Origin of the sequence: Alteromonas sp. PRIM-21 (assembly GCF_027563165.1) — a bacterium.
GTDB classification, from domain to species: Bacteria; Pseudomonadota; Gammaproteobacteria; order Enterobacterales; family Alteromonadaceae; genus Alteromonas; species Alteromonas macleodii_A.
Genome location: NZ_JADOEK010000022.1, coordinates 15295 through 31704, shown reverse-complemented (window position 1 = coordinate 31704; position 16410 = coordinate 15295). Strand labels below are relative to the sequence as shown.

General features: G+C 44.1%; 11 protein-coding genes and 1 pseudogene. 3 read left to right on the top strand and 9 right to left on the bottom strand.

Annotation, left to right across the window (positions count from 1 at the left end; genetic code table 11):
* A pseudogene (locus IW644_RS19455) lies at window positions 1-1882 on the top strand (hypothetical protein); the annotation flags it as partial.
* Between the two features lie 166 nt (window positions 1883-2048).
* Here IW644_RS19455 and glmS read toward each other — a convergent pair.
* The 4 genes from glmS to glmU form a co-directional block, all read right to left on the bottom strand.
* Entirely contained in the window at window positions 2049-3881 is a 1833-nt protein-coding gene (gene glmS / locus IW644_RS19450) for a glutamine--fructose-6-phosphate transaminase (isomerizing) (protein ID WP_269918993.1), read from the bottom strand.
* A gap of 2 nt (window positions 3882-3883) precedes the next feature.
* The gene (locus tag IW644_RS19445) at window positions 3884-4693 is read right to left on the bottom strand and encodes a DeoR/GlpR family DNA-binding transcription regulator (protein ID WP_269918992.1); all 810 of its coding nucleotides are present in this window, start codon (window positions 4691-4693) and stop codon (window positions 3884-3886) included.
* A gap of 202 nt (window positions 4694-4895) precedes the next feature.
* Complete coding sequence (locus tag IW644_RS19440) at window positions 4896-5936, bottom strand: Gfo/Idh/MocA family oxidoreductase (RefSeq protein ID WP_269918991.1); 1041 nt, start codon at window positions 5934-5936, stop codon at window positions 4896-4898.
* A 336-nt stretch (window positions 5937-6272) separates the two neighbouring features.
* Entirely contained in the window at window positions 6273-7631 is a 1359-nt protein-coding gene (gene glmU / locus IW644_RS19435; RefSeq protein ID WP_269918990.1) for a bifunctional UDP-N-acetylglucosamine diphosphorylase/glucosamine-1-phosphate N-acetyltransferase GlmU, read from the bottom strand.
* A gap of 232 nt (window positions 7632-7863) precedes the next feature.
* On the opposite strand from glmU, the gene IW644_RS19430 reads away from it, so the two are divergent.
* Complete coding sequence (locus IW644_RS19430) at window positions 7864-9285, top strand: sensor domain-containing diguanylate cyclase (RefSeq protein ID WP_269918989.1); 1422 nt, start codon at window positions 7864-7866, stop codon at window positions 9283-9285.
* A gap of 17 nt (window positions 9286-9302) precedes the next feature.
* On the opposite strand, the gene IW644_RS19425 is transcribed toward IW644_RS19430, so the two are convergent.
* The 3 genes from IW644_RS19425 to IW644_RS19415 are packed head-to-tail and all read right to left on the bottom strand — an operon-like array spanning window position 9303 to window position 12292.
* Entirely contained in the window at window positions 9303-10187 is an 885-nt protein-coding gene (locus IW644_RS19425; RefSeq protein ID WP_269918988.1) for a DMT family transporter, read from the bottom strand.
* A gap of 33 nt (window positions 10188-10220) precedes the next feature.
* Complete coding sequence (locus IW644_RS19420) at window positions 10221-10835, bottom strand: methylated-DNA--[protein]-cysteine S-methyltransferase (protein ID WP_269918987.1); 615 nt, start codon at window positions 10833-10835, stop codon at window positions 10221-10223.
* Between the two features lie 2 nt (window positions 10836-10837).
* Window positions 10838-12292 carry a DNA-3-methyladenine glycosylase 2 family protein gene (locus IW644_RS19415; RefSeq protein WP_269918986.1) on the bottom strand — a complete coding sequence of 485 codons (1455 nt, stop codon included), beginning with the start codon at window positions 12290-12292 and terminating at the stop codon, window positions 10838-10840.
* A gap of 222 nt (window positions 12293-12514) precedes the next feature.
* Here IW644_RS19415 and IW644_RS19410 point away from each other — a divergent pair, with 222 nt between their 5' ends.
* Entirely contained in the window at window positions 12515-13663 is a 1149-nt protein-coding gene (locus IW644_RS19410) for a serine hydrolase domain-containing protein (protein WP_269918985.1), read from the top strand.
* An 88-nt stretch (window positions 13664-13751) separates the two neighbouring features.
* Here IW644_RS19410 and speA read toward each other — a convergent pair whose 3' ends face one another.
* Window positions 13752-15662: a biosynthetic arginine decarboxylase gene (gene speA / locus IW644_RS19405; RefSeq protein ID WP_269918984.1), complete on the bottom strand. Its 1911-nt coding sequence runs from the start codon at window positions 15660-15662 to the stop codon at window positions 13752-13754.
* Window positions 15663-15818: 156 nt separating this feature from the next.
* Window positions 15819-16244, bottom strand: coding sequence for an arginine decarboxylase (locus IW644_RS19400; RefSeq protein WP_179984948.1), 426 nt, complete (start codon window positions 16242-16244; stop codon window positions 15819-15821).
* Between the last annotated feature and the right edge of the window lie 166 nt (window positions 16245-16410).

The following is a 16410-nucleotide window of genomic DNA, read 5'->3' as shown; positions in this document are numbered from 1 at the left end:
GGATAAAGACTTTAATGTTGTAATCAAAATTATTAAAGGTTTCAGATCTATAGCTAATGATATGTCCCATCAAGAATTTATTTCTAACTCTCTTTTGGCTTATCAGCTCTCAAGTGATCCAGAGCTTGTCATTAGATCTTTGTCTAGTTTTTTAGAAAAAGTGAATAAAAAAAGTGGATTAAGAAAACTTAAAAAGTCATTAAATAAACGCAACCTACCCGATGTATTAGAGAACTTGGCTATTGAATCAAGTACCCTGTTTTCAGAGTTAGTGAAGCACGGAGCTAAGAACAATTATAGTTGGCAGCAAGAACATTCATATCTAATTAAAAAATCGGGCATTTATCAAAAGTCTGTAGAGCCAAAATTCAATGAAAGGGCGTATCCTTTGTTGGCTCTTATCAAGCATGTTAATAATCCACTCTCTCATGAAAATGCGATCTTACACCTGCTTAAAGTATCTTTAGAAGAGTATGACTTTAGCAATGTAGTCGACCTCGCCAACACTAAGGTTGAATGCTCTAACTGGGATGAAATTCAAACTTTAGATACTAGCTTAAGAATAAATATTCAACCTGACGAATCTCCCTTATTTGGAGTTCCTGATTGGGTGCTAGACGAACACCGGCCGTTGTATCATGTTGGAATGTTTATTCGCTCTTGCCTAATTGGAGACTTAGACTGGACAGGTTCTAATAGATACATCCAAGAAAATGGTCAATATACAGGCATAAAATCTGGTTTTATAAAACGTCAATTCGGATTAATGCACTCTCCTGAATCTTTAAACGGCCAATCTGCACCGATGAGTGGCTGGCTCACAAATTTACTTTTCCAATTGCTTCAATGGCCTGGGCTACAGTTAAACGGTACTGAGAGTGAATGGCCTAAGGTATGGAGTATTAAAACCCTGCTACAGTTGATAGAGAAGCGCATTGATTACCAGAAAAGCCTGTTTTGTAAACTATCAATGATTCCTGGGTATGTAGAAAAAGTAAACCTGAACTGGAATAAAGATAAGCAGGAATTAGACGTTGTTATGGTGCAGTCTTTATTACCACAAAAGTCTGATTTTCTAGAGCATGGACTAATGCTAGATACATCAGAGTACCGAGTAAAACATCGTCGTCATGTTGCAGCAGTAGCAGAATTAATTCTACATAAGAAATATAGTCATGAAACTGTAGGCACTGATATAACTGGGAAAATCGACCTAATTGTGTGGCCAGAATTAGCTGTTAACGATGCTGATATAGATATATTAAAACGCTTATCAGATAAAACAGGAGCTATGATTTTTACCGGATTAAATTTTGCAAACATACCAAATGTCGAAGGGCCAAATAATGTTGCAAAGTGGATAATACCCAACAAGAGACAAAGCGGCAGATCCTTTATTGAGCGTCTTCAAGGGAAGCAGTTCATGATGAAGGATGAAGTGAAACATATTAAGCCTTGGCGACCTTATCAACTATTTATTGAATTAATACATCCTGCATTTAAAGGTGAGACTGGTTTCAGAATGACTGGATCCATTTGCTTTGACTCAACTGATATTAAAATGAGTGCTGACTTAAAAGGTAAGTCTAATGCTTATCTGATTCCGGCTTTAAATATGGATGTAAATACTTTTGACTCTATGGTCGACGCTCTGTTTTATCATATGTACCAACATGTTGTATTAGTTAATACAGGCGAATTTGGAGGTTCTGTGGCTAAAGCTCCATATAAAGAGCGCCATGAAAAGCTAATTACTCATGTGCATGGCGCTCAACAAGTGTCTATATCAAGTTTTAAAATGAACATGTTCGATTTCAGAGAGATTGGAAATGCATACAACAGCGGTAAAAAATTGAAAACTAAGCCCGCTGGATATGTGTAAAGAGTTACAGCCTACATACAAAAACCAGCTACAAAATGCAGCTGGTTTTTATATTGTTCTAATGAGATATGGAGATGACTTTTAGGCTTTTGGATATCATTTGCCTAAATAGCTACTTTCCAACTTAGTTTGGATGTGACATTAAAGTTGCTTTAACAGCGTTGAGCTATTCCACTGTAACTGACTTTGCCAAGTTTCTAGGCTGGTCAACGTCCGTACCTTTGATCAACGCTACATAGTAGCTCAATAGCTGTAGCGGCAAGGTATAAATGATAGGTGCAATTGGCTCGTCGCAGTGCGGCACATCAATAACACGCATGGTTTCATCCCCTGCAAACGCGGCATCCTTATCGGCAAATACATACATGATACCGCCACGGGCACGCACTTCTTCAACGTTCGACTTTAGCTTTTCAAGCAGTTCGTTATTGGGTGCCACCACAATTACCGGCATTTCATCATCAATTAGCGCAAGCGGGCCGTGTTTCAATTCACCAGACGCATAGGCTTCGGCGTGAATGTAAGAAATCTCTTTAAGCTTAAGCGCTCCTTCCATGGCGATAGGATATTGATCGCCACGACCTAGGAACAAACTGTGGTTCTTATCTGCAAATTCTTCAGCTAAATCTTCGATGCCGCCAGTGATAGCTAAGGTCTCTTCAAGCTTGGCAGGCAAGCTGTGAAGCGCAGATACTATGGCCTTGCTGTCGGCCTCTGACATACCATTCTCTTTGCCTAATGCAAGGGTTAGCATAAGGAAAGCAGCAAGCTGGGTAGTGAAGGCTTTGGTAGACGCTACGCCAATTTCCGCGCCAGCGCGGGTCATAAATGCTAAGTCAGATTCGCGTACCAACGACGAGCCCTGAACGTTACAAATGGTCAAACTAGACATATAGCCAAGCTCTTTGGCTAAGCGAAGTGCGGCTAGCGTATCGGCAGTCTCGCCTGATTGAGAAATTGTAATAAGCAGGCTGTTTGGGTGAACCACTGACTTGCGATAACGAAACTCTGATGCAATTTCTACGTTACACGACACATTGGCGTACTGCTCTAGCCAGTAGCGCGCCGTCATTCCAGCGTGGTAACTAGTACCGCAGGCAATAATTTGAACGTGTTTAACCTTTTTAAATATTTCATCAGCACCTTTACCAAATACATCTGCGGTAAGACCGTTTTCATCAATACGATCTTTAAGCGCATTGCGCACAACCGTTGGCTGTTCGTGTATTTCTTTAAGCATGTAGTGGCGATAACCCGCTTTGTCGCCCGCATCGTGCTCTACGTTTGACTCAATCACCTCACGCTCGACGGCGTTACCGTCTTTATCAAAAATCTTAACGTCGCGACGAGTAATCTCTGCTACATCACCTTCTTCTAAAAAGATAAAGCGACGGGTTACTGGCAGAAGTGCCATTTGATCCGATGCAATGAAGTTTTCGCCAAGCCCTAGGCCTATAACTAGCGGGCTGCCTGAGCGTGCAACCACTACGCGGCTTGGGTCTTCTTTATCCATAATGACGGTGCCATAAGCGCCGTGAAAAGTTTTAACCGCGCTTTGTACTGCATCAAGCAGAGCTTTACCCGACTTTAGTTCTTCGTGCACTGTATGAGCAATGGTTTCAGTGTCAGTGTCGCTGGTAAAGGTGTAGCCCTTTTCTTTTAGCTGAGCTTTTAAATTTACGTAGTTTTCAATAATACCGTTGTGAACAACGGCTACGCGCTCGGTCGAAAAGTGCGGGTGAGCATTCGCTTCAGTTACGCCACCGTGGGTTGCCCATCGGGTGTGTGCAATTCCTGTAGTACCTAAGGCTTCGCCTGCTGCTACCGCGTCAGCCAGCTCTTGTACTTTACCTGTACGACGAATACGGTTGAGCGTACCGTCGTTTTGCAATAGCGCTACACCAGCTGAATCATAGCCGCGATATTCTAGTCTTTTTAATCCTTCTAGAAGAATTTCTACCACGTTACGTTCAGCAACAGCGCCAACAATTCCACACATAATTATTCTCCACTCGGCGCTGCAATAAGCACGGTCACGCCCTGATTTTCAATATTAAGTTTGTCTTCATCACTAATGCCTTCATCAGTAATCAAAACAGAAATGTTTTTCCAGCTCAGCTCTAGGTTAGGCATTTTATGCGTTAATTTTTTTGAGCTGGCTAATACCGCCACCTTTGATGCAGCCTCGGCCATGGCCCGGGTCACACCAATAAGTTCGTTAAAGGTGGTAGTGCCTCTGTTTACATCAATGCCCGCTGCACCAATAAACGCAATGTCAAAACTATAGGCGCTAACTAACTGTTCAGCCATTGCACCTTGGAACGACTGAGACTGGGCATCCCATGTCCCTCCTACCATTAACACCGTAGGCTCTTTAGCACTTTGGGTAAGATAATTGGCAGTGGATAGCGTATTGGTCATTACCACTAAGTCATCAATATCCGATAGGTAAGGCAAGACTGACGCAGTAGTTGAGCCGCAATCTATAACTATCTTATTGCCCGGTTTAACTAAACCTGCCGCACACTGACCAATTGCTTTAATTATTGGGCTAGCCATCTGGCTTGAGTAAGCTTCATTAGTGATGGATTGAGAAGAGTGAGTATCTAAGGCTATTGATGGCACAGGTACAGCGCCACCAAACTGACGAATAAGCAAACCTTGCTGAGAAAGGGCAGCAAGATCTTTTCTTATCGTGACTTCAGAGGTAGCAAAACGCACGGCCAAATCTTCAACTTGTGACTGACCGTGTTCTTTCACCCACGCCACTATCTGCTGGCGGCGCCGTTCAACTGATTGACTACTTTTCAATATAACCTCAATGGCTTTACGAATTACTTTAGCGCTTGCCTGCGCGTTGGGAGCTTGTTGTACAAACGTTCTAGCGCGTTAGCTTCATGAGTATTTCGTAAATAATACGCTTCTCACAACCCATAACTTTCAAAACGAAAGCTATGGATTACAAATTGAAAGCATCGTAAGTTAAATTGAAACTTTGATCAAGATAGTTTGTTTAATTAAACGACAGCGTTTGCTTCTGCTCACTTGCTTGTATAGCTAATTCAATGACCTTGATAACAGGTACGACTGTGCTTGCATCAGCTGGCGAGAACTTACCGTCTTCAATGGCGTGAGCAAGACGATTGAAAAACGTTAGGTATTCCCCCTTACGTGTTTCGATAGTTTCTTCCAGCAACTCGCCACTCTCGCTTGCCACCGTTAGCACGCCATGTTCTTTATTACTGGTTATTGCCCAGCTTGCATCGTCAAAAGACAGCCCTGCTCGTAAGTGGTTTTCTTGTGGGTCCAGATAAAACTTTCGAAAGCTACCTTTTGTGCCTTGTAGGTCGTAGCGCAAGGTTGCGCCCGCCTGAAAAGCCGAGCTACCCAATTTTATAACCTTATCGCCATAGTGAAGCGTGATATCAAAGGTGTCATTGGATTGCCCGTTTTCACGTAACGTCATTATATTTGCAGACACGGCTTTCGGGTTGCCAAAAAGCTGTAATGCTTGGTCTATTAAATGCGGCCCTAAATCCCAGAAGATACCGCTGCCGGGGCCTTCGTTTTCACGCCATCTATCACGAGGTACTGGGCGAAAACGATCAAAACGGCTTTCCAAGCGTTTAATCTCACCAATTACACCGTCGTCGATAAGCTTTTTAATTGTAAGGAAATCGCCATCAAAGCGCCTGTTTTGATATACACAAAGCTGTTTGTTCTGGCCGTTTGCAAGTGCTACCAGCGCTTCTGCTTCTTCGCTATCCAGTGTGAATGGCTTTTCTACCAACACATGGCAACTGTGCTCCAGTGCCAATTTAGCTTGCGGACCATGAAGATGGTTCGGCGTTGTAATAACAACCAAGTCTACATCGTGAATTTTTAACGCTTCTTCTAACGAGCTGTACACTTCGGCTTCAGGTAAGAGCGCCTTAACCACATCGGGTTTTGATGAAATAACCACATCTACCGAGAACTGCGGAAGGTAATTTAGAAATGGTAAATGGAACGTAGTGGCTGAAAATCCAAAGCCGACGATTAGTGTAGATATCATAGCAGCTCCATGAAATTAGCTATTTTAAGGTAAGTGAACACACACTATCAGTAAATATGGTTAGTGAAAATATCGGATGGTCCATTATTTGAAAAACTTGAAGTGGGAAGGTTAACTAAAATAGTTAAGCTTGCGACTACGCGCTAAATGCTAGTGCTGAAACCTTGCGCTAGATGTTTGCTTTAATGTCCTACACCAAAGGCTTACAACAGTCGTGTGTTTCACAGGTAAAGTTTTTTGGTAAAACGACTAAGGTACTAGGCTAGCAAATAACGGTTTGTATTTGCCAGCCCTAGTGCTTAAGTGCTGTTAGCAGCCTTTGACCCAGATTTGCTTTTATTTTTTAGTCGGTCGCGGCCAATTTTGAATGTTGCGCTGTTTACCACGGGCAACGGCTAGTACGTTATCGTCTACTGTTGACGTAATTACTGAGCCTGCCCCCACAGTGGCGCCATTACCAATATTCACTGGCGCAACAAGTGATGAGTTGGAGCCGATAAAAGCGTTTTCGCCTATCACGGTTTTTGACTTATTCACGCCATCATAGTTACAGGTAATTGTACCTGCGCCAATGTTCGCTTTAGCACCAACTTCTGCATCGCCTAAATAGGTTAGATGGTTCGCTTTGGCACCTTCACCTAACGTGGCCTTCTTCATTTCTACAAAATTACCCACTTTGGCATTTTTCTGCATTACTGCACCAGGGCGCAATCTTGCGTAAGGGCCAACTGTACAAGCTTCACCAACACTGGCTTCTTCAACAATAGAATTTGCTTCAATCACGGCGTTATCGGCAATGGTACAGTTTCGCAGGATACAGTTAGCGCCAATAGTAACGTTACTGCCTATCGTAACCTTACCTTCAATAATCACATTAACGTCGATAATCACGTCATTACCAGTTTCTAGCTGGCCGCGTAAATCGAAACGCGCAGGATCCAACAAGGTAACCCCGTTCGTCATTAGCTCGTCGGCTTGTCGATGTTGAAGCGCTCGCTCTAAGTTAGCTAGCTGCAAACGGTTATTTACGCCTTCCACTTCTACAGCCGACTGCGGCTGAGCAGACTGAATGCGCTTGCCTTCAGCGGCAGCCATTGCAATAACATCAGTAAGGTAATATTCGCCCTGTGCATTGTCGTTGCTTAACTCGCCCAGCCAGCGTTTAAGATCTTTGCCGGACATCATCATCATGCCGGTATTGATTTCTTTAATTTCACGCTGTGCTTCTGTAGCGTCTTTGTGCTCAACTATCGCAGTAATATTGTCATTTTCGCGAATAATGCGGCCCATACCTGTTGGGTCGTCTAAATTCACGGTCAACAAGGCTAAGTCACAGCTTTCCTTCGCTGCTTTTAATGCGCTCAATGTTTCTTCGCGAATAAGTGGTGCGTCGCCAACAAGAACAAGTACATCTTCATCGTCTTTAATATGAGGAGCTGCTTGCTGAACAGCGTGGCCTGTTCCTAACTGTTCGGCCTGTAAGCACCAATTTAAATTATCTTCAGCTATCGTTTCCTTCAGCTGGTCACCGCCATGACCGTAGACCAAATGAATATTATCCGCACCTAGTGATTTTACGGTGTTGATAATTCGCTGCACCATAGGTACGCCACCCACTTTATGTAATACCTTTGGCAACGACGACTTCATACGGGTACCTTTACCCGCTGCTAAGACAACCACTGAGAAAGCCATATAATTCCTTTATTTCGCAAAGAGAATGAAAAAACGGAGCATAGTGTAACTAAGGGACAATAATATGTCAGCGATATCTTCATTTCGAGGTCTGACCGGACGACTTTGCGTTGCGCTATCCCTCTTCGTTATTTAGTCTAAGTTAAGATAAATCGCCTAGTAGTTCATTATTGCAACAGGTATACTTGTTAACTAGGTAAGGTTCAGCCAGGCAAGGGAGCATGCGCAGTCTGTGAACACATTTCGTACACTACATAGAAGTATTCTAGTGTTATTTGCGGTAGTGGTTATCGCCATAGTAACACTGGTTCATTTCAGTATTTCAAAAATCGTTGCCGAACAAAGTCGAGCGCAGCAACAGTCATTGTCGCCTGCGATTTCGCTTATCGTTGAGCAACTTCTTAAGCCATTGCATATTTCTGAAGCACTCGGCCACTCTACCGAACTAGTAGACTTAATGGATGGGGAGACTATAGACCAAGAAGCCGTTTTCAAAACATTGGATCGTCTTGAAAATGAATTTGGTTTATCTTTTTTCATAGCCAGCGAAGCAGACAGAAAGCAATACAATTCTGATGGCAGCATTATTAACCTTATTGAAGGTGAAGTAAGCTGGTACTTTAAATACCGCGATTATCCCGCCGATGCTGTTGCCGATATTGGCAAATGGGAAGACACGCACTTTTATATTGATATAAAAATTCACGATGAAGATGGCCGCTTTTTAGGCTTTTTTGGTGTAGGAAAAAGCTTACGCAGCTTTATTGAAGTATTTGATACCTACAAACAAGAATACGGCTATGACTTCTTATTTGTAGATGGCGAGGGTGACATTATGTTGTCTTCAGACCCAAGCCTTATTGCCTCTTATTCTGATTTTACTAACTTATCAGAGCTCCCTTGGTATGCCAGTCTCCCCATGACTATTCAAAGCGAGCAAGCTTTAAATAATAAGCTAGTTACTATCGACCAAAAAGACTTCCTTATTGCCGAGGTTAAACTGAATCAATTCGGGTGGACCGTATTTCTTTTAAGTCCGTTAGAAGATCGCCAGGCAGAAATTTCTCAGGCGTTTATCTTTAGCGTGGTAACATTGCTGGTTGTTGTATTCTCACTGTTCTTGCTGATCTACAATCTTCTTTATTATTTCAGAAAAGATATGCAGCCAGACTTAGTGGTACGCCACAGCAACCGTCTGCCTGAAAAGGATAATTTACAGCTTATTTATAAAACGCTACTGGCCGAGCACAAATCGCTAAGCATTATGTTAGTCAGTGTTGATGAACTTTCAGAAATTGTTGACGCCCATGGACGTAACGCGGGCGATGACATTCTAGATAAAGTAGTATCTTACTTAGCCGAGCACATGCGCGAACAGGATGTAGTCGGTAGATGGAGTAGCGCTGAGTTTATTATTCTACTGCCTCACACTGGCCCTCATGTGGCATTTGACATGGCGCAAAACCTTCGCCACGGCATCGCTACGCTTCCTCCTCTGCAAGATTTACCCGAGGTAGTAATTACCGCTTCTATTGGCATTTCATATACTGCGTCAACTCGCGCTATGCACGAAGTAACCGCGCATGCTGAAGACGCGCTTTATCAAGCTAAGCGCGACGGCAGCAATTTAGTAAGAATGCAGCTGATAGACTAGCCCAGGCAAACTTCGATTTAAGCAGGTTTAACTTTAAGGCGTTTTCGTTTGAGAACGCCTGTGGTTAGCGCAACACCAAACAAAATCATTAAGCCCCCCACTATGGTTTGAGCTGACAAATGTTCCTGCAAGAAAAGTACGCCCCAAATTATGCCGAATAGCGGCACTAAGTAGGCGACAGTTATCGCCTTTGCCGGGCCTATATCGGCGATAAGCTTGAAATACAAGATATACGCGATACCGGTACCACCGACGGCTAGCGCCACGGCGTTTACCCATGCATTAACGCTTGGCATTGTGTCTGGCAGAGTTGCAAGTGCAAAAGGTGCCAACATAATGCTGGCCATAGCTTGACTGCCTGTGGCCACAACTAAAGGCTTAACCCCTTGTAGCCATTTTTTCATCATGCACGCTGCAATTCCGTAGCCTGTAGTAGCTAAAAGCGCAGTTAAAATGGGTAGGAAGCTGATATCGCCCTCGCCAAGCTTTTGCTGACTAATAACGGTAACGCCGACAAAGCCAACAAAGAGCCCAACAACCGCTGACTTTGTTAGTCTATCGCCCAACCAGAGCCAAGCAACGATAGCCCCAAACATGGGTGCGGTAGCGTTCAAAATAGCGTTAACACCTGCCTCTAAGTGCAGACTGCTGTAATTAAAAAGCACAAAAGGGACGGCGGTATTTGCCAACCCTACTAGCGCTATGGCAAGCCAGTGATGCTTAATATCTTTAACCGAGCCACGCAACAACAGCAGAGGAAATAGTACTGCCGTTGCTAGCAAGGTACGAATTGCCACCAGCACATAAATGCCAAACTCTGGTGCCGCAACACGCATAAAAATAAACGAACCGCCCCATATCCCTGCTAATACCAACAGTGAAATAATGTCTCTTATTGCCATTTTTTTATCACCATTATCTTATGACCCATTCTCTTATGACCACAACACCCCTTGGGCCCCCTCTAAATTAAGTAAATACTGCTTACGCGGTAAACCACCTGCGTAGCCCGTTAGGGTTTTATTACTGCCGATTATACGATGGCAAGGCACGACAATAGCAATAGGGTTACGACCATTTGCCATACCCACGGCCCTAACGGCTTTTGGGTTGCCTATTGCCTTCGCAATATCTAAATAACTGGCCGTTTCACCGTACTTAACTTGCTGTAAAGCCTGCCATACTTGGTTCTGAAACACGGTGCCTTTAGGAGTAAGCGGTAAATCGAACTTCTGAAGCTGCCCATCGAAGTACGCCTTAAGCTGACGGCACGCTTCATCGGTGAGTGCATTAGTTCGTGAACGGGGATGCGCGTAAACCTCATCATCATGAAAGTTGCATTGTTCTTCATTGGTTTGCTTTTGAATCGTCTTTAAAGCACTACCGGAGTAAGTGGCCACTTCGCTTTTATCACCTATTATAAAAGGACCCACTGGAGGAAATCGCTCAGCTTCATCTACGTTTAAAAACGCAATGGCTGTTACTCCCTCATCAGTCGCTTCTACTTTGACTGGGCCTTGCTCGCTATTAACGAAACCTGTGTATACCATGGTTAAGCCTTTTTTTGCTGGTTGCTAAGTTGCCAAAGCTGAAGGGTTAAATAACTGCGCCACGGCGCCGCCTTATCAGGCTCCAGCGGATACTGCTGTGCCACTTTACGAACAATTAAATCGCCTCCAAGATAAATATCTGGGTTTCTCTCGCCACGCATTTTTAAATAATCTAGTGTCCAGGGCCCCACACCCTTAATTGCAAGTATATCTTCATGGGCTGGCACGCCATCGCCAACAAATAATTGTCCAAAGCTGCGCAACGCGTTTTTTCGGGCCTGTGGCATACGCAAAAACTCTAGATTATTGTCCGCGACAGTTTCTGGTGTAGGAAAGCTATAGCACTCACCCGTCTCGGTATCAAAGTCTTGCGAAGAAACGACATTTGATACCCTTTCGCCTAGCAGATGTACAAGTAGCGTTACTTGTCCGATAGCCGCTTTTACACTGACTTGCTGCCCGACAATAGCGCGGCAACCGCTTTCAAATACACTCCACGCGCTAGGAAGGCGTAGACCTGATGTTAGCTGCTTTTGTGACAGCCCTGCTTGCATTAAGCTTTGCTCTATCAATAATGGGTCGGCGTGAAGGTCTAGAACCAGCTTGATGTTTTCTATTACGGTATGAAGAGCGCGTAAATCCGGCATATCAATGTGAACATTGAAGCCGTTGCGCGCGTGGTCATGTTCTGCTTTGAAGACACCAGCACTGGAATGACTTGAAAAGTAGCGCTGATAACTGTTTTCTGTAACTAGCTCCATTCCCTCAATGGCGCGCGCAGCTAAAAAATCACGTACATAGGGCCAGTTATACGGAGGGCGATAAGCAAGAAACAGGGATATGGACTTTTGTTCAGCGCCCTGCTTTTTCCTAAGCTGTGTCGGCGAGGTATCGCAATATTGTTCTACAGCTCGCTGCAATTGTCTAAGCGACTGATAACCTGCGGTTACAGATACATCCGTCATAGACAAATGAGTTTGTTGAATAAGCTGTTTTGCAAACAAAGCGCGCTGCATATTTTGAAACTGTTTAGGCGATATGCCTACCGCATTAACGACCAGCTTATTTAGGTAGCGTTCACTTATCCCTAACCGGCAGGCAATATCTGCCACACTCTCTATAGGAATGGCAGATAATAGCGATAGCGCTCGACTTACTGTTGCGCCCACGCCTTTCCAAGCCGCAGAACGAGGCGCGCTGTCGGGTCGACACCGAAAACAAGGACGATAGCCTTGCGCCATAGCCTGAGTCGCATGTTCGAAATAAGTAACATTCTCTTCTTTAGGCAAGCGCGCTGGGCAAATCGGTCTGCAAAAAATGCCCGTGGTTTTTACTGCAACGAAAAATCGACCGTCAAAACGCGGATCTCTGCTAAGTCTCGCTTTAGAGAACGCAGACTGACCTAACCCTTCGCTTTCTGAAGCCCCTTCATCTTGCACAACATCGTTATCTAACATAAGTATGCAGCGCTCGCCCTAAACTCGTTACCTGAGCATAGTGTATCGTGTCTTTAATCAGTAAGTGCGACAAAATCGGTACTCTATAAAATTAGGGGTAGTATCAGTGAGTATAATTAGCGACATTTGATCATTGATGCGGCTAAACGCATAATAACGAGATAATAATAATGAACGCCCTGTGAAGTAATATTGAAGTCACAGGCACAATGAGCTGACTATATGCTGAACTCTTCGCGCTTCTCACTACTGAGCCTGGCTCCACTATGGCTATTTGCAACACTTATGGTCATAACGCAAAGTGCTTCTGCAGATTGGTTAGATGACTACGCAAATCACGTTAAAAAAGAAGCGTTAAAATACAATGTCCCTGGTTATGCTTTTGTGTTTTACGAACAGGGGAAAGCGCCGCGGGTTTACGTTTACGGAAAAACCCGTAAAAAAGGCGGGAAAAGCGTTACCGAAGATACAGTATTCAGGCTAGCCTCTGTTTCAAAAACCTTCACTGCCCTTTTATCTGCCAAGCTTGTAGAGAAAAACCAGCTTAGCTGGGAGACCCCCATCTCTACTTTATTGCCCGACATTCCTTTTACAGGAAAAGGAATGGGCGCGCTGCAGCTGCAACATATTGTAGGGCAATCCAGTGGTTTTATGCCTAACGCCTACGACAATCTGATTGAAGCCGACTATTCGTTAGAGCGTGTACTAAAATCCCTTGGTGAGCTTGAGCCCTTGTGTGCACCTGGCGAGTGTTACACCTATCAAAATGCACTTTTCGGGGCGTTGGAGTACTACTTCAGCAACAACAATACCTCGTACTCACGCCAGCTTCAGGCAAACCTTTTCTCGCCATTAGGCATGAAGACCGCCAGCGTCGGTAAAGGTGGGTTGCTGGCATCACAGTCATGGGCACAACCACACATCGCTATTGCTAGAAATAAATGGCGTGAAGGCAAAGTTGAAAGCAACTACTACCGCTTTTCTCCCGCTGCAGGTGTTAATGCCAGCATTTCAGATATGACCATTTATTTGCAGGCGCTACTTGGCGAATTCCCAACGGTGATTTCTGAGGAAATGGTAGATTATGTCACAACAAAACGCGTCAGAACCAAGCGTGAAACCTATCGCAGGGGCTGGCGCGGGATGATAGACGATGCGCATTATGGTTTGGGTTGGCGTATTTATGACTTAAATGGCGTGCAGCTCAACTATCATGGTGGCTGGGTAAAAGGCTATCGCGCCGACGTTGCCTTTATGCCGGAGAGGAAAGTCGGCTATGTGATGCTGTTGAACGCAGAATCAAATATGATTAACTCTACAACAGCGGAACTTTGGAAGCGCTATTTGAAAAAAGCCGACGCAGCTAAGTAGTAGCGGCATCGGCTTTATGAACCTGCGAAACTTAAGTGATATTTATATATTAAGAAATAGCAGGCTCTAGTTTATTCACTATCGCATCTTATTGCTTAAGGTAAGTGTAACCCGCTAAGCACTTCTCGTAGAAATCAGTCCAGCGAACACCCTCACGAGGGTTTAAGTTACCATCCCACACGTGCTTGTCTATCATGCGCTTAACATCAGATGCCATTGAACGCGGGTTATATTGCATAACGTTAAGCACATCTTCTACCGACGAACCTTTCACCACTTCTTCAATGTAGAAATCTTCCGGATCGTCATCGTAGCTGTAAATATGCACTTCATTTAAGCGACCGAACAAGTTATGCATGTCGCCCATTACGTCTTGATACGCGCCCGTTAAGAACAAACCAATGTAGTAAGGCTCGTCTTTCTTAAGTGGGTGCATTGGCAGCACATCAGTGATCTCGCGACCAATAGTGAACTGGTCTATTTTACCGTCACTGTCACACGTAATATCCACCAGTGAGCAGTTTACCGACGGCTCTTCGTTCATTCGAATAAGCGGTACTACTGGCAGAAGCTGGTCGATAGCCCACGTATCAGCGGCCGACTGGAACACTGAAAAGTTACACAGATACTGAGACGACAAGCTGTAATCTAGCTCTTGTAGCTCTTCAGGTACGTATTCTTCGTTGCGATACCACTTCTGTAAGCGACCCATGATATCCCAATAAAGGGTTTCTATTTTGCCTAACTCTTCTAACGTAAGTACGCGCAGCTTAAATGCATCAAGCGCTTGCTCTTTATACTGAGAAGCATCGTTGTAAATCTCGTGCATATTGGTTTGTTCATCAAACGTATCGGCAAGTTCACGCATGTTTTTCAAAAAGAAGTGCTCGCCTTCTTTTGCCGAAGTGTCCATGTGCGATGCATTGGACTTAATCTCACCCACAATTTCTGTGATAACGCAGCTGTGGTGAGCGGTGATCGCACGGCCGCTTTCACTTACCAAGTGAGGATGCGGTACACCTTCAAGGTCGCACATTTCCTTCATGCCATAGACAACGTCGGCAACATATTCTTGCATGCTGTAGTTACGCGAAGACTCGTTCGTTGAGTTACTGCCGTCGTAGTCGATACCAAGACCGCCACCAACATCAACATAGTCCAGCGCAAAGCCCATTTTGTGAAGGTCTGCATAAATACGTGCACCTTCAGTTACCGCCTCTTTAACCGCGCGAATATCGGTCAGCTGACTGCCAATATGGAAATGAAGCAGCTTTAAGCAATGGGCCATGCCTTGCTCTTCAAGATAGCGGGCTGCGTTAATGATTTCTGTAATGGTCAAACCGAATTTCGCACGTTCGCCACCAGAGCTTTCCCACTTACCTCGACCTTTCACGGTCATTTTAGAGCGCACACCGATAATCGGGTCGATGTTAAGCTCTTTTGAAATTTTCACGAGTAAAAGCAGTTCGGTATACTTTTCCACTACCACAACAACTCGGCGACCAAGCTTTCTACCTAACAGTGCAAGACGCATTACTTCATCGTCTTTATAGCCGTTAAGGATCGTCAACGAGTCTTCGTTGGTATTCATTGCCAATACGGTAAGTAGTTCAGCTTTCGAACCTGCCTCTAAGCCGTAATTGTAAGGCTTACCTGCATCAACAATTTCTTCAACCACTTCACGCATTTGGTTAACTTTTACCGGATACACACCTTGGTACTGGCCTTGGTATTCGGCTTCTTCGATTGAGCTTCTGAAAGCTTTGTTCAAACCGGCAACTTGCGAGCGCAAGATATCGTGGAATCGCACTACAACGGGAAACTGTACGCCCTCTTTACGGATATCTTCTATTACCGAATTAAAGTCGATTCGAATGCTAGGATCTTCAGGAACAGGGGTAATATGGACATTGCCATTTTCACCAATTTGAAAATAGCCACCACCCCATTGAGACACGCCATAGACGCGCTCCGCTTCTTCGATGCTCCAATCTGACAATTTATTCACCTATGTGTAAGTGGGCTAGGTTTATACCTAGCAAAGTAAGTGCGAAAATAAGCCGCGTATTATAGACAACACAAGGCTGAACGCGAGTATTGTTGCGATGTAAAATATCTATTGTCGCGACTAATTTTGTTTATCGAACGCTAACTTTTATGTGCCTATCCATGTTCGAACATAGTCTATAACTATTTTGTCTGCTTTTTCTTCACAATGCGCTATAAACTCCGAGATGTTCTGAGTACGCTCAAGCTCAAATCCCAGATTAATTTGCGGCGATTTAAAAAACTTCTGCGCGATATGTTCTACATCAGTCTCGTCATCTTCCAACCAGGTCTCGCTAAGTTGGCTTCGCCGATCTAACTTTATAGGTGCTTTTATTTGATTGAAGGTATCGGAATTGGGGACTTGCCAACCGCGCATGTCTACAAATAGGTGGAAGGGTCTACCTTTACGGGTTTTCAAGCAGTCAGAAAGTTTAGCGAGATACTGAATGTTGGTAGACATATCCCACTTGCCACGAAGCGTGACCAAGATACAATTTCTAAACGGCTCAATATGAAAAGGGGTCGTAGACATTTATTCGTACATCTCTATGACTATATGAATAGTGAATTCAACTTCTATAGCCTTCACATACTAAAACCGAATCCCGTTAATCACAACTAAAGTTGTAGTACATTGTAATCAGGTTTTATACTTTTAAACAAAAGGCCTGCGTATACGCAGGCCTTTTAGTGGTTGC

Bases quoted from the DNA above. Each gene is read 5' to 3' on its own strand.
- IW644_RS19425 (WP_269918988.1), bottom strand. From the start codon at position 10,187: ATGGCAATAAGAGACATTATTTCACTGTTGGTATTAGCAGGGATATGG.
- IW644_RS19410 (WP_269918985.1), top strand. From the start codon at position 12,515: ATGCTGAACTCTTCGCGCTTCTCACTACTGAGCCTGGCTCCACTATGG.
- IW644_RS19420 (WP_269918987.1), bottom strand. From the start codon at position 10,835: ATGGTATACACAGGTTTCGTTAATAGCGAGCAAGGCCCAGTCAAAGTA.
- IW644_RS19415 (WP_269918986.1), bottom strand. From the start codon at position 12,292: ATGTTAGATAACGATGTTGTGCAAGATGAAGGGGCTTCAGAAAGCGAA.
- IW644_RS19400 (WP_179984948.1), bottom strand. From the start codon at position 16,244: ATGTCTACGACCCCTTTTCATATTGAGCCGTTTAGAAATTGTATCTTG.
- glmU (WP_269918990.1), bottom strand. From the start codon at position 7,631: ATGGCTTTCTCAGTGGTTGTCTTAGCAGCGGGTAAAGGTACCCGTATG.
- IW644_RS19440 (WP_269918991.1), bottom strand. From the start codon at position 5,936: ATGATATCTACACTAATCGTCGGCTTTGGATTTTCAGCCACTACGTTC.
- glmS (WP_269918993.1), bottom strand. From the start codon at position 3,881: ATGTGTGGAATTGTTGGCGCTGTTGCTGAACGTAACGTGGTAGAAATT.